This window comes from Mailhella massiliensis (assembly GCF_020741395.1).
GTDB classification, from domain to species: Bacteria; Desulfobacterota; Desulfovibrionia; order Desulfovibrionales; family Desulfovibrionaceae; genus Mailhella; species Mailhella massiliensis_A.
In genome coordinates this window covers 1-14,264 of record NZ_DYZA01000228.1, presented here as the reverse complement: position 1 = coordinate 14,264, position 14,264 = coordinate 1, and the positions used below count along the sequence as shown (strand labels likewise).

The following is a 14,264-nucleotide window of genomic DNA, read 5'->3' as shown; positions in this document are numbered from 1 at the left end:
TCGCGCAGGGTATTGTAAATTTCCGGGCAGGTGTAGGCCCCGGCACCGGACTCGCCGCAGCAGCCGGGGTTGATGAGGATGGAAGCGCCGGTGATGCGCTCAAGCGCCCTTGCCACCTTGCCGCCGTCCTTGGTAGCCTTCACGCCCGACCATGCCGGATGGCAGGAGGAATGGTAGATGATGCGCTCATCGCTCACCTCTACGTCGTGGGGCAGACGATCCACCAGAAGCTGCACAATATCGTTGTGGGGCAGCACATTGCCGTCCAGCCCGGTGAGGCCGTGGCGCATGAGAGAGTCGCGACAGGAGCCGCATGCCGTGATGAGCATGTTCACATCAAAGCCAGCCTCGGCCGCAGCCTGAAGCGTGGAGGCTATGACCTGCCGGTTGCGCTGGAGGTTTTCCTCATACTTTTCAGCCCCGCCCGCGGCAAGCAGCGGATAGCCGCAGCAAAGATGGCGGCTCGGCAGCACCACGGGCACTCCCGCATGCATCATAAGAGCAAGCGAGGCCAACGCGATGCGGCGGTAGAAAAGGCTTCCCCCGCAGCCGGGGAAATAAAGCACGGCAGGCACACGGCCTTCCAGCACGCCCTGGGCGGAAATGTCGCCGCTCACGGGCAGGAAGAGATGAACCGGGGAATTCTTGTCCAGATGCAGGCTTTCGTAGATGCTCACCATGCCGAGCGCCGGGCCGCGGGCGGCAAAGAGCGGGCTGCGCATGCGCCTTCGCCAGACGCGGGGCACCAACGGAATGAACTGGTTCATCACGTTCTGGCCGAGGGCCGCCATTTTGGCAAAGGCGGGGAGACGGCCCGCCGGGTCGGAAGCGAGCACCTTGAGTACCTGTGCCTTCACGGGGTGGCCGCCCATGCCCTCGCGCTTCACATAGGCAAGGGAACTTAAGGCCACTTCCGGCGATTCTATCTTCACCGGGCAGACCGAAGTACAGCGGCCGCAGCCCGTGCAGTGCTCCACCAGGTGGCGCAGCTCGCCCAGAAGTTCCGGAGAGGGCCTGCCGCTCGTAACCTGAGAATAGTAAATGGCTTCGGTGAGCGCGCCGAGAATAAGGTTCTTGTTGCGTGGATTGTACTGGAAGGAACGCTCGGGGTAAACCATGGGGCACACCTGCTTGCACTTGCCGCAACGCGTGCAGGTCTGCACCTGAGAAAGCAGGCGGATGAGACATTCCTTATCCGGCAGGCCCGATTCGCGGATATCCGCAATGAGCCTGTTGAAGGAAAAGGTGAAGGGCCGCACCGGCAGGTTGCGCGTGACGAGCTTGCCGGGGTTCAGCAGATCGCGCGGGTCCACGCGCATCTTGAACTCGCGCAGGCTCTCCATCTGCTTCGCATCCAGAAAGGCTATCTTGGTGATGCCTATGCCGTGCTCGCCGGAAACCGCGCCCCCGAGCTCCTGCGTCTTGGCCATGACCTGCATGGCCACATCTTCGGCGTGCTCCATCATGCGCGGGTCGTTGGAGTTCACCGGGATATTCACATGGCAATTGCCGTCGCCCGCGTGCATGTGACTCGCCACCACGATGCGGCTGCTTTTCATATATTCGATGATACCGTCCACACGGGAGGAAAGGCGGGGCAAGCGCTCCTTCTGGGAAAGGAGCCACGCCTCGGCCCTTGCGGCCACCTCCTCATCCACCAGAGAAGGATCCATGTTGGATTCGTCGCTCGCCGCAACATGGGAGGCAAAGGAAAATTCCTCGTTGAAGGCCGGGTCCTCCAGGGGGAAGCCCTGAAGGCGGGAAAGCTCCTGAAGGGCGAAACGGTAGGCGTCCGCCGCAGCCGCCACGTTCAGCGTTTCCAGATAATGGGCGAATTCCGGGATGCGGCTTATGGGAAGCACCACGTCCTCATTCATCTTGAAGCCGGAAGTGCGCTTCGCTATGGCCGAAAGACGATGCCTGTCCTCCCAGAATTCTGCGGCCTGCTTGTCGTCCTTGGCTATGGCGGCGAAAACATGGGGGTCGTCTTCGGCAAGGGCGTGAATGGCCTGCACGGCATCGTCCAGCACATAGGCGTCGTTGCCGTCCACCTGCACGATGATGACGGAAATGGGACTGCCCTCGTGCCTGTCGGACTTGCGCTGATAACTTATGGCCTGCACATACTTGGAGTTGAATTCCTCAAGGGCGGAAACGCGCACGTCGCCGCCCTGCTCGCGCATCCTGTCGCGCAGATTCACGATCTTGCGCACCAGCTCTGCCGCAGGCACCATGGAGGAGCCGTAGAATTCCAGCACCATCACGCGGGAAACGGAAGGCCGGGGATGAAGGAGGAAGATAGCTTCGGTAATGATGCCGTCTATACCTTCCTTCTGCATGCCGGGCAGGCCGTCCAGGAGCTTGTTGGTCACGTCCTTGCCGAGGCCGTCGTGCCTTACCTCGTTGCCCTTCAGGCGCACCACGCTGCGCATGCCGCCGGAAAGATCCTTCACCTCGAAAACCACGTTCTCATCGGGCATGATCTTATGCCCGGGGTGATTCACCCTTTCGATGCGGATGATTTCCCCTGTGGGCGTGACCATGCTCCAGGAAAGAAGATTGTCGATGGTGGTTCCGTATTCAAAGCAGAAAGGCCCGCCCGAATTCTCGGACACGTTGCCGCCGATGGTGGAAGCCGTCTTGGAGGCCGGATCTACAGTAAAAAGAAGGCCCTTGGAGGCGGCGAAGTCTATGGCGTCCTGCGTGACGACGCCCGCCTGGCACGTCATGGTGCGCGCTGCCTTGTTCACCGATTTGGCCGTGAGGCGCGTGGTGCTCACCACCACGGTACGCTTGCGCGTGGGCACGGTGCCGCCGGTGAGCCCGGAAGCGCCGCCCCGGGGGATTATGGCGAACTTCATTTCATTGGCAAGGCGCACCAGAGCGCTGATCTGCTCCGGCGTGTCGGGCTCCACCACCAGAAGGGGCAATTCCATACGCAGGTCCGTGGCGTCGGTGGCGGCAGCCACCAGTGCGCCCCGGCGGCGCAGGATGCAGTCGTCGGGCATGATTGCGGAAAGGCGGCCCGTAAGCTCCCGGCAGAATTCCAGCTCCGCCTCGTGGGCGCTCCAGAACATGGTGATGCCTTCGCTTATGGCCGTGGCATACTGATGGGCGAGAGAGGGAGATTCCGCCTGATAGTGTTCATTGACGCTCTTCTTCACATCCCCTGCGGAAATGAAGGGATTGTAGGCGACAAGAAACAGCTCTTCCGCTATATCTATGGCAAGCTCTCTGACGCTCTGGGGCCAGCGCTCGAATTCATCCAGATTGATGCGGAGTATGCGGTTGACCACATACTCTGCCGATATGGAAATGTGGGGCCCTTTATGGGGCATGGCTCACTCCTTGAAAACAAGAAAACGGTTCGCCGGGTATTTTCTCATGCGCATCACCTTGCGCCGTATGTACCGGGAACAAACTTCTTCCGGCGTCCGCACCTTTGTCCGGCAAGGAAAACAGGCCGCGTAAAAACGGCCTGCTTCAACACCCGGGAGCGTTCCTTCATAGCCTGTCCGGCAAAAATTGGCAAGATGCCGCCTCCCTCCCCCGCCTTCCGCCCATGCTCAGGCAAAGGCTGCGGAGCGCACGGCAGCCTTCCCGAAAGCGGCCGGCAATCCGGCTCCCGTGCCCATGGCTCGAAAACGAACAGTGCCGGAGATATTCCAAAACACGGGCAGGGCTGCTCCGCCGCACGCTCAAGAAAGAAGCTTCGCGAACTTCCCGGCCTTCAGCGCGGGCGGAAAGGATACGCCCGTCCGGCACTCTTCCCCGGGCCATGCGGAAAAGCCCGGCGGAGTCTCCCCCGCCGGGCCTTGCAACGCTCCCGCCTTGAGGACGGAAAGAAATGTTACAGGGAAATGTTGAGGCGCGAGGTGATGTTGTTTTTCACCCACGTCGGATCCAGCCATTCCAGAGGCTGGACGGGTACGCCGCCCACAAGCACGCCGAAGTGCAGATGATCGCCCCCGGCAAGGCCGCTCGTGCCCGTACGGCCGATGGTCTGCCCGGCTTCCACCCTGTCGCCTACCTGAACGGCATATTCACTGAGATGGGAGTACTGCGTCATGAGGCCCATACCGTGCTCGATGAGTATCATGTTGCCGTGTATACCGAGATAATCCACCCAGACCACGCGGCCGGCCTGCGCGGCGGGCACTTCGGCGTGGGCTACGGAAGCCAGGTCGAGCCCCATGTGGGTCTGCTCGTCTATCTTCTGCCGATTGCCGTCCACATAGGTGCGGAAATCGCCGAAATTGGCCTTCACCGCCGAGCGCGGCAGGCGGCGGAAAGCGCCGCTCCACAGGAAATTCGGAGAATTGTTGGCCGGGTCGGAACCTACTTCAATGAGCCTTGCGTCGTTGCCTATGCGCACCTTGTTGTTGGAACAGAGATACTGCTCAAGGGGGGTGGACATTTCAGGGCAGAGCTCGGCAAGCTCGGAAGCCTTGAAATTCAGGAAGGAATCAGGGATGTTCAGCGTATCCGAGCGGTAGTTGCGGTTCAGCGCGCGCACCAGAAGGCGGCTTGAAGTCACGTTGCCCGCAAGATCCCTTGCCATGATTTCCGGAAGGTAATCCCCTGTACTTATGGAAATGGGGAAGGGGAAAAGGCATGCATAGGCCCCGCTCGCCTGCTTGTAGCCGGGGAAGAAAAGCTTGCCCACGCGCACCCCCGTCTGCTCCACGTCTTCCGACACGGTGTACACGATGAGGCCGCTGCCTCCGCGGTACACGGCGGGAGGCCCGGTTCTCACCGCGATGCGGGGCGGCTGTGAATCCAGCACCAGGGGCAGGTTCAACGTCGTGGCGTTGCCCCGGCCGAAACCGGCATAGGAGCCGTCCACCACCCTGATCTCCAGCTCGAACGCCCCTTCGGGAAGGCGGGTCTCCTTCAGGTTGAAGGAAACTTTGCGCTGTTGCTCCAGCGTGGCGAAGGTCTGCTGGAGCACCGTCATGGACTGCTCGCCCCGCTTCACCGTCACGGTGACGGACTGCACGCCGGACTTGTCGGCCATGTCGAGTTCCATATTCTGGGAAAGCCCAACCCTCCCTTTGATCTCGGGAGAGATGGTCACCGAAGGGCCGCTCATGTCGCGCAGAAGAAAATACGCGCCTGCCCCGGCGAGGGCCAGGATGACGAGCATGGCAATAACGGAAAGCCCGGAAGAACGCCGGGACGAGGAGCGATATATGGATTGTCTTTTCAACAAGGCGGATTCCTTTCCGGGCGCACGGCCCAAGGTCTGTCCGCGCCACCTCTTGGCGTGGAGAAGGATATTTTCCGCATACCGGGCGCACAAGTCAAGAAGCTGAGGAAGAGATTTTTCTTTCCGCACCCTTCCGGAGAAGAGCGTCCCCGAGCTATATTCTTCGGACAAGGACGCTTTTTCCCCTCCCGGGCCCGCCTTCCTCCTTGCCGCGCCCGCCCTCTTTGTGATAAGCCCTACCCATGATATGTCCTTGAGCGGGAGTTCTGATATGTTTCTTGCCGACGTCATGCAGATATTCAGGAACATGGGCTGGGCCAACCGCATCACCATGATGCGTATCGGGGCGGTGCTGCCCATCCTCATCCTTATCCACTTCCCCAATGTCTACACCTGCTGGATCGCCATGTTCCTCTTCGTGGCGGCCGCCGTCACCGACTTTCTCGACGGATATATCGCCCGCCGTGAAAAGCAGGTGACGAACTTCGGCAAGTTCCTCGATCCCCTGGCCGACAAGCTGCTCATCTGCTCCATCCTCATAGAAATGGTGGGCCTCGGCTGGGTACCCGCGTGGGTCGTCATCATCATCATCATGCGCGAACTCGCCGTCACGGGCCTCAGGGCCGTGGCCGCCGACAAGGGCGTAGTCATCGCGGCCGACTGGTACGGCAAGTGGAAGACCGTGTTCCAGATCATCGCCATGGTGCCTCTGCTCATACACTTTCCCTTCCTAGGCCTGCCCGTGCACCTCATAGGAACCGTCATCCTCTACATTGCCCTGGTGCTCACCATTTTCTCCGGCTGCAACTATTTCTATCTGTTCTACCGCCAGTGGCGGGATCATCTGACGGAAAACCATTAATCTCTCTTCCGGTGCGCCCGTGTCTACGAATCGCCGTATCTCCAACAAAGCCTTCTGGTGGAAGCTCTCCCTGCTTATCCTTGCCGTCATGCTCAACGTGGCGCTTGCAAGCCGCATCGTGTGGGGTTCCCACAGCCTCTACACCTGGCGCGTACTCAAGGAAAAGCAGTCCGAACTTTCCGAGGAACTCGCTGCGCTCGATGAAAAGCGCGCCGCGCTCTCCCGCGAAATCCGCCTGCTCAAGACCGACCCGGCCTATGTGGAAAAAGTGATCCGCCAGCGCCTCAACTATGTGAGAAAGAACGAAATCCTTTACCTTTTCGACAAGAGCAGGGAAAATTCCGCCTGGCTTGAAGCCGGAACGGACAGCAAGCATGAATGAAGGCCGAACTTCCATGAATCCGCCCCTGTCCGAACATGTCCGGCCGGAAAAGGCGCTCTGGTATCAGGAAGTGCTCTCTCTCGACCCTGCTTCCCGCATCTTTCTCCCTTATGCCCGCCTGCTTGTAGAACACGGCCGCCGCACCGAAGCCCTGGACATACTGCGCGCCGGCCTTGCCCGTCACCCGGAATTTCTCGAGGCTCGGCTTTTTCTCATCGACCAGCTGTACGCTGCGGGCGAGGAAAACGCCGCAGCCCTTGAGGCCGCTCCCCTCATTGAGGCCCTTTCCCAAAGTTCCGCCCTCTGGAAGGCCTGGAGCCGCAGCCCCGGCGTGCGGCCCGACCAGGCGGCCATGCTCCTCTTCTTCGGCGAGACCTTCAGGGAAGGCGGGCCGGACATGGCCGACGTGTTCCGGGCCGGCCTGGAATCCCTTGCCCGGGAGAAAAATCCCGGCATGCCGCCCGGAAGAAAATCCGCTCCGGAAGAAAATCCGCAGGCTCAGGGCGCGACAAAAACGGAAGCCTCTCTGCCGGAAGGCGAGCAAAAAGCGCTCTCTCCCTGCGAAGAAGCCACCGCCCCGGAAGGGGAACACGCCGCATCTCCGGCCAGGGCCGCGCCGGGCTTCGTCATGAACGGAGACACGCCCTGGTACGCTCTGGACTCCGTACCCGAGGAGGACGATATCTTCGATGATGAGGACGGAAGCGACGCTCCCGCCCTTTCCCCCGCCCTGCAGGAGCTTTTCTTCTCCCAAGTCCAGAATGGGAGCGAGCCTGAAGAAAAAGAGGTCCCCGCCGCGCGCGCCGTCCCCCGCGCCTCACTGGAAGGAAAAAGTTCCCTGTGCACCCGCTCCATGGCGCGCATTCTGGAAGAGCAGGGCGCAACCGTGGAAGCCGCCGATATTTACCGCGAACTTCTGGAGAGCAGCGCCTCCGCCGAAGAGCGCGCGGAACTGAACGCCAAACTCGACAGCCTCCGGCAGGGCACGGAAAACGCCGCCCCCGCCGAGCCCGTCTCTTCCGGCATGCTGGACATGCTGGAAAAGCTGGCCGTCAGGCTGGAAAACAAATCCCGCGCCTGAAGCGCGGCAGGAGATACCATGCGCAACCGCGTCCTCCCCGTCTTTCTCTGTCTTCTCGCACTCTCGGCGCTGGCCCTTTCCGGCTGCGCCGAGATGAACAAAGCCTACAAGGAAACAAAGACCTTCTATCATACGCACATCAACCGCCCCTCCACGCTGAACACGGAAGAGCGCACCGTTCTGGAAGATCCGCAGCGAGCCCTGGTGCAGAGCGTCATGCCCATTGATGAAGAACTGACCAGGCTCGAAAAGGCGCTGGACGCTCTGGCCACCCCGCCGGACGCGGAGGCTGCGGCCGGCCTGCTGCGCCGCTTCCCGTGGCTCTCCGGGCTCGCCATGGTCGCGCCCGACGGCACGCTCGGCGCCTCCATCCCTTCCGTGCCCCTCAAACAGCTCGACTACGCGCCCCTTCTGGAACTCGCCCCCAAGGCCCTGCCCCGCGATTTGCGTGCCAGCGTGCAGGACACGCCCCTCGGCCCGGAAATACTCCTGGCAAGGCCATTCCTTCAGGAAGACCAGCTTCAGCTTCTGCTTGTGGCCACCTTCGACTTCCGCGCCCTGCTTCCCTTCGCCTCCTCACCGGGCAACATCATCGTGCGTTCCGCCGACGTCATCATCTGGAGCGGCGACATGGACTACTCCGCGACGCCCATGGCCTCCGTCGACTGGGGAGAATATCTGAAGGAACATTCCGACGGAATTCTGACCAACGACAACGGCTCCATGCTCTGGATATCCCGCTATCTCGGCGGAAAGCCTCTGGTTTTTGCATCCCCGCTGAAATAGGAAGGCCCTTTCCCGGCCGGTGTGCACTCTGAATTGTATATTGATCCTTATTGCACATTCATCCGTGTTTATGGTATAGGTACTGTCAAATAACAGCCGCTCCGACTCTTCCGCAGAGCATAGATCCACATGCGACAGGCCGGAGCCGACACCAAGGAGCCTGGATATGTCTGAAGTCACTGCAATTGAACACCTTATCGCATCCCAACGCAGATGGTCGCCTCAGGCAACGGGGCAGTTCACCTCGCTGATGCACGACCTTATCCTCTCGGCAAAAATCATTTCCAGAAACGTCAACCAGGCCGGCCTGGTGGATATTCTGGGCGCGACTGGTGCCGTCAATGTGCAGGGCGAACAGGTACAGAAGCTCGACACCTTCGCCAACAACACGCTGGTTTACCGTATGCAGAGCTCCGGCGCCGTCTGCGCGGTAGGCTCCGAAGAAATGGCCGAACCCTTCTTTGTGCCGGAAAATGAACCCCACGGCAATTACGTCATCTTCTTCGACCCGCTGGACGGCTCCTCCAATATCGACGTGGGCGTGAGCGTCGGTACCATCTTCTCCATCTACCGCCGCGCCGACGGCGAGAACTACTGGGAACTCAACGCCGAAGCCCTCCTGCGCCCCGGCATGGAACAGGTGGCCGCCGGCTACTTCCTCTACGGCTCCTCCACCATGCTGGTCTACTCTACCGGCCACGGCGTCAACGGCTTCACCCTCGACTCCTCCATCGGCGAATTCCTGCTGACCCATCCCAATATCCAGATTCCGCGCGTGGGCAAGTATTACTCCGCCAACCACGGCTACTACAACTACTGGGACGAAGCCACGCAGAAGGCCGTGCACTCCTTCTCCAGGCCTACGGGCATGCCTCCCCGCTCCACCCGCTATGTGGGTTCCATGGTGGCCGACTTCCACCGTACCCTCATCAAGGGCGGCGTATTCTTCTACACCGAAGACTCCAAGCACCCGAGCGGCAAGCTGCGCCTCATGTACGAAGCTGCGCCCATGGCCTTCCTGGCCGAGCAGGCCGGCGGCAAGGCTGTGGACGGCAAGATGCGCATTCTGGAAAAGGTACCCACCGCCATCCATGAACGCACCCCGCTCATCATAGGTTCCGCCGACGACGTGGATCAGGTGCTCGACGTCTACAGGGAATGCGGCAAGATCTGACCGCTTCCGTACGAATCATAGCCATAAACTCCGCACACAGCCGCGCGCCGGGAAACCGGCACGCGGCTGGTTCTCTCAAAAGGCGGGCGCATCCGGCAAAGCCCCTCTCCGGGGCAGAAAACGTCGTGCCTCTTCCGGGGCCTTGCGGCAGAGAGCGCAAGGCAAAAAGGCTCCTTCCGGGACCCCGGCACGAAAAGGCCGACTTCAAGGCTCCTCCCTCTCAACGCTTCACAGCGGCATTGCCGCGATATGTTCAGGTTTATCATGCTGGTTCTGGGTATAGAAAGTTCTTGTGATGAAACCGCCCTCGCCCTGGTGGACGAAGGCGGCGTCCGCGCTTCCGTCATTTCCAGTCAGGCCGACATACACGCCCTTTTCGGCGGCGTGGTGCCGGAGCTTGCGTCCCGGGAGCACGCCCGCCTCATCGGGCCCCTTCTCGACAGCCTCCTTGAAAAGGCCGCCCTCGGCCCCGATCCGTGGAAAAAGGTGGACTTCATCGCGGTGACGCGCGGCCCCGGGCTCATGGGGAGCCTCCTCGTGGGCGTGGCCTTTGCCAAGGGCCTTTCCCTGGCCCACGGCATACCGCTTATCGGCGTGGATCATCTCCAGGGCCACCTTCTGGCCGCAGAACTGGAAAACGACATTGCCTGGCCCGCCCTCGGCGTACTCATTTCCGGCGGGCATACGCACCTTTACCGAATGGACAGCCCCGTGGACATGGCAGTGCTCGGCAAGACCATGGACGATGCGGCGGGTGAAGCCTGCGACAAATTCGCCAAGGCTGCGGGGCTCCCCTACCCCGGCGGCGCGTTGCTCGATGCGCTCGGCAGGCGCGGCACGGCCGACCCTCATCTCTTCCCCCGGCCCTACACCCACAACGACAACCTCGACTTCAGCTTCAGCGGGCTCAAGACGGCGGGCGCGCTCTGGCTCTCCCAGCACCCCGAGGCGCATTTTCCCGGCGGGGACGGCCCGGCGAAGGAAAGGCTGCACCTGGCTTCCCAAAAGCTCTGCGACGCTGCGGCCTCCTACCTGCTCGCCATAGCCGAAACCCTCTCCATAAAGGCCGTCCGGGCCATGGAGCATTTTTCCCCGAAAAGCATCGTGGTTGCCGGGGGCGTGGCCGCCAACAGCGTGGTGCGCGAAGAGTTTTCACGCCTGGCTGAAAAGCGCGGTATTCCTCTTTTCATCCCGCGCCTTGCCCTCTGCGGCGACAACGCCGTGATGATAGCCAAAGCCGGCCTGCACATGGCCATGGCGGGGCGCATCCACGACCTTTCCCTTTCGGCCGTACCCCGGGGCCAGACCATTCCCCAGGACTGGAAAACTCTCTGAGCGCTGCCTTGACAGCACGGTACCCTACCCCTACAATCATTCCGCATCATTTTTTTCCGTGATAAGACCAAAGGTGCGCCGAAAACATTTTCCGCGCCCTTGTAAGCCATTTCATGAAGGAGAACACCATGTCCACCGCAGTTACTGATGCCACTTTTGAAAGCGTCGTCATCAAGTCCTCCATTCCCGTCCTTGTCGACTTCTGGGCTCCCTGGTGCGGCCCCTGCCGCGGCATCGGCCCCATCGTGGAGGAACTGGCCGCCGAATATGAAGGCAAGGCCCTCGTGTGCAAGGTCAATGTGGACGAAAACAACAGGATTCCCAGCCTGTTCGGTATTCGCGCCATCCCCACCCTCATTGTCTTCAAGGACGGTGAAGTGGTCGATCAGGTAACGGGCGCCGTGGCCAAGTCCCACCTTGTGTCCATGCTTGAAAAGGCGTTCTGATGCTGTACGACGCCGCTGTCATCGGCGCGGGGCCGGCCGGGATCACTGCGGCCCTGTATCTTGTCCGTTCCGGCCTCAACGTAGCCCTGGTGGAGACCTCCGCACCGGGCGGGCAGATACTGAGCACGGCTGAAATCGAAAATTATCCCGGCTTCCCCAAAAGCATCAAGGGCTGGGAGCTGGCCGACCTCTTCGACGCGCACCTTTCCGGCTACGCCGTGGAGCGTGTGCGGGGCAAGGTTCTTGCCGTGGAAGCACGGGAAGACAAAACCTTCCGCGTGGCCCTTGCCGAAGGCAAAGAGCTGGAAACGAAAACCGTGGTGGCCTGCACGGGCGCGCATCACCGCACGCTCGGCGCTCCCGGGGAAGACGCCTTCCGGGGACGCGGCGTTTCCTACTGCGCCGTGTGCGACGGCAACTTCTACCGCGGCCGTGACGTGGTCGTGGTGGGCGGCGGCAATTCCGCCCTGGAAGAAGCTCTGTACCTTTCCCGCATTGTGAACAAGGTCTACCTCGTGCATCGCCGCGACGCGTTCCGGGGGGCCATGGTCTACCAGAACAAGGTGCGTGAGGCCGCCAACATCGAGCTTGTGACCGGCTGTGTCGTGGACGAAATCCGCGGCGGGCAGGCGGGCATGGACTCCGTGATCGTGCGCCGTGTGGACAGCGGGGAAACGCGCGTCCTCGCCGCAGAAGGCATCTTCATCTATGTGGGCATGGAGCCGGCCAGCCGCTATCTGCCCGGTGAAATCAAACGTGACGCCGCCGGGTTCGTGCTGACGGATGCCGAAATGTGCACCAGCGTGCCCGGCATCTTCGCCGCAGGCGACCTCCGCGCCAAACGCTGCCGCCAGGTCAGCAGCGCCGTGGGCGACGGAGCCACGGCGGCGACCGCGGCTTCGTCCTATCTGGAGCAATGGAATGCGTAAACTGCTTCTTATGGGCGCGCTTGCCTGCACGCTCTTTCTGAGCGGGTGCAGCATGGTGGACGAATATTTCCTGCCTCCGCCCGACGATACGGTGCAGGAAATCTTCGAAGCCGGCAACGACGCCATGCGGGAAAAGAACTATTCCCAGGCCATTACCTACTATACCCGCATCAAGGATGAGTATCCTTTCAGCCCCTATGTCATCGAATCCGAGCTGGCACTTGCGGACGCGCACTATCTCGACGGGGAATACCTCCTGGCGTCTGAAGCCTACAAGGATTTCGAAACGCTGCATCCCCGGCACGAGGCCATTCCCTATGTGCTCTATCAGCTCGGCATGTCGCTGAAAAAGTCCTATACGTCCATCGACCATTCCGCCACGGCGGTCAACGAAGCGGTGGAATACTTCACACGCCTGCAGCAGGAATATCCCGATACGGAATACGGTAAAAACGCCGCAGAGCGCATTGCCGAGTGTCGGAAGACTCTGGCCCAGCGCGAGATTTTCATCGCCAACGTGTTCTGGGGCATGGAAAACTACCAGGCCGCGTGGACACGCTATCAGCATGTGGTGCGCACCTATCCCGATGTAAAGGAAGAAGCGGAATACGCGAAAACCAAAGGTGAAGCAGCCTACCTGAAGTATCGTCAGGAAGAAGGCCAGAACATGAGGGAGCTCCAGCAGGGTTCCTGGAAAGACTGGTTCCGCTGGCTATAGGCGGCATACGCCTCAGTGTAAAAAAGAGCGTCGGCAGCATGTCGGCGCTTTTTTTATGCTCATACGGAGCGAAAAAAACGACGGAGCAGAAAAAAGCCGAGAAAAATGTGCCGGAAAAAGAAAAATTGCGCTTTCCTCCCAGAGAAAGGCCCTCCGGCTCTGGACAGCACGGCCCGTTTGCCTCTAGTGTAGAAACGCTTTCTCATGCTAGAGCAAACAACGAGGAGGATCTCCCATGCTCAAACAGTTCCTTACGGCTTCAGTCATTCTTGCCGCCGTCACCGGCCTCACCGCGTATGACGCTCAGGCGAGAAGCCTTGCGGAAATCAAGTCCAGCGGCAAGCTTCTGGTCGGTTCCACGGGCGACTACAAACCCATGAGCTACCTGAACAAGGAAACCGGCAAATATGAAGGCTTCGATGCGGAAATGGCCGCATCCCTGGCCAAGAAGCTCGGCGTGGAACTCGTCTATGTGCCCACCACCTGGAAGACGCTCCAGGCCGACACCATGGCCGACAAGTTCGACGTGGCCATGTGCGGCATCACCGTGACCGACGCCCGTAAGGAAGTCATGGCCATGTCCGATCCGTACCTCACCTTCGGCAAGACCATACTCGTCACCAAGACCAAGGAAGCGCAGTTCAAGTCCCTGGACGACGTGAACCAGCCCTCCGTGCGCGTGATGTACAACCCCGGCGGCACCAACGAAAAGTTCGCCAAGGAATCCACCCCCAAGGCTCAGCTCATCATGCATGAGCACAACGCCGAAATCCCCGGTCTCGTGGGCGAAGGCAAGGCCGACGTCATGATCACCGAAACCATGGAAGCCGTGCGCTACGTCAAAGATAATCCCAAGGTGGCCGCTCCCCTGGTGGACAAGCCCTTCACGCAGAACCACTTCGGCGTGCTCATGGCCAAGGATCAGCCTGAACTGCTCAAGGCCGTAAACGAATGGATGGCCGGCATCAAGGCCGACGGCACCATGGACAAGTGGGAAAACGAATACATCAAGTAAGGCGGCAAAACCCGGAAGCGCCGCGCGGCGGCGACGTTTCGGCATGAACGCGCTTTAAAAGCCGGGCCGGGGCGCATGCCCCGCCCGGCCTTTCGCATCTTTCCCAAGGGGCATGCCGCTTCCGGGCTTCCCTTGAGGCCGATGAATCGCCCTCGGCGCAGAAAACGTCACGACTCTGCATTTGCGGCCCTTCGGCCGAAAAAACGACGCTACTCCCACGGGCAGGAAAAGGCCCCTTCCACAACAGGCAGCGTAAGACAACGCTCGCAGGAAGCCCTCCCTTGAGTCTCCCCCCCCCCTGCGCTCTTCCCGCAAGCCGCTTTTTCC

At 60.9% G+C, this 14,264-nt stretch carries 12 protein-coding genes; 10 read left to right on the top strand and 2 right to left on the bottom strand.

Going from position 1 to position 14,264, the window contains the following annotated elements:
• Together K8W16_RS11020 and K8W16_RS11015 are read right to left on the bottom strand one after the other, a co-directional pair.
• The coding region (locus tag K8W16_RS11020; RefSeq protein WP_304123683.1) for an FAD-binding and (Fe-S)-binding domain-containing protein at positions 1 to 3,338 on the bottom strand (3,338 nt) is incomplete at its 3' end.
• A gap of 512 nt (positions 3,339 to 3,850) precedes the next feature.
• Complete coding sequence (locus K8W16_RS11015; RefSeq protein ID WP_304123680.1) at positions 3,851 to 5,212, bottom strand: M23 family metallopeptidase; 1,362 nt, start codon at positions 5,210 to 5,212, stop codon at positions 3,851 to 3,853.
• 268 nt (positions 5,213 to 5,480) lie between these two features.
• On the opposite strand from K8W16_RS11015, the gene pgsA reads away from it, so the two are divergent.
• The 10 genes from pgsA (at position 5,481) to K8W16_RS10965 (ending at position 13,937) form a co-directional block, all read left to right on the top strand.
• A complete protein-coding gene (pgsA, locus tag K8W16_RS11010; protein ID WP_304123677.1) occupies positions 5,481 to 6,071 on the top strand; it encodes a CDP-diacylglycerol--glycerol-3-phosphate 3-phosphatidyltransferase in 591 nt (196 codons plus the stop codon).
• Between the two features lie 19 nt (positions 6,072 to 6,090).
• A complete protein-coding gene (locus K8W16_RS11005) occupies positions 6,091 to 6,453 on the top strand; it encodes a septum formation initiator family protein (RefSeq protein WP_304123674.1) in 363 nt (120 codons plus the stop codon).
• A complete protein-coding gene (locus K8W16_RS11000; protein WP_304123672.1) occupies positions 6,446 to 7,534 on the top strand; it encodes a hypothetical protein in 1,089 nt (362 codons plus the stop codon). The genes K8W16_RS11005 and K8W16_RS11000 overlap by 8 nt, the downstream gene beginning before the upstream one ends.
• Positions 7,535 to 7,552: 18 nt before the next feature.
• Complete coding sequence (locus tag K8W16_RS10995; RefSeq protein ID WP_304123670.1) at positions 7,553 to 8,320, top strand: hypothetical protein; 768 nt, start codon at positions 7,553 to 7,555, stop codon at positions 8,318 to 8,320.
• 166 nt (positions 8,321 to 8,486) lie between these two features.
• The gene (gene fbp, locus K8W16_RS10990; protein ID WP_304123668.1) at positions 8,487 to 9,494 is read left to right on the top strand and encodes a class 1 fructose-bisphosphatase; all 1,008 of its coding nucleotides are present in this window, start codon (positions 8,487 to 8,489) and stop codon (positions 9,492 to 9,494) included.
• Between the two features lie 264 nt (positions 9,495 to 9,758).
• Positions 9,759 to 10,829 (top strand): tRNA (adenosine(37)-N6)-threonylcarbamoyltransferase complex transferase subunit TsaD, encoded by a 1,071-nt coding sequence (gene tsaD / locus K8W16_RS10985; protein ID WP_304123686.1) that lies wholly within the window; start codon positions 9,759 to 9,761, stop codon positions 10,827 to 10,829.
• 128 nt (positions 10,830 to 10,957) lie between these two features.
• Entirely contained in the window at positions 10,958 to 11,275 is a 318-nt protein-coding gene (trxA, locus tag K8W16_RS10980) for a thioredoxin (protein ID WP_304123665.1), read from the top strand.
• Positions 11,272 to 12,204 carry an NAD(P)/FAD-dependent oxidoreductase gene (locus K8W16_RS10975; RefSeq protein ID WP_304123685.1) on the top strand — a complete coding sequence of 311 codons (933 nt, stop codon included), beginning with the start codon at positions 11,272 to 11,274 and terminating at the stop codon, positions 12,202 to 12,204. The genes trxA and K8W16_RS10975 overlap by 4 nt, the downstream gene beginning before the upstream one ends.
• Positions 12,197 to 12,922, top strand: coding sequence for an outer membrane protein assembly factor BamD (locus K8W16_RS10970; RefSeq protein WP_304123663.1), 726 nt, complete (start codon positions 12,197 to 12,199; stop codon positions 12,920 to 12,922). The genes K8W16_RS10975 and K8W16_RS10970 overlap by 8 nt, the downstream gene beginning before the upstream one ends.
• Positions 12,923 to 13,157: 235 nt before the next feature.
• Positions 13,158 to 13,937: a transporter substrate-binding domain-containing protein gene (locus K8W16_RS10965; protein ID WP_304123661.1), complete on the top strand. Its 780-nt coding sequence runs from the start codon at positions 13,158 to 13,160 to the stop codon at positions 13,935 to 13,937.
• The last annotated feature ends 327 nt before the right edge of the window (positions 13,938 to 14,264 follow it).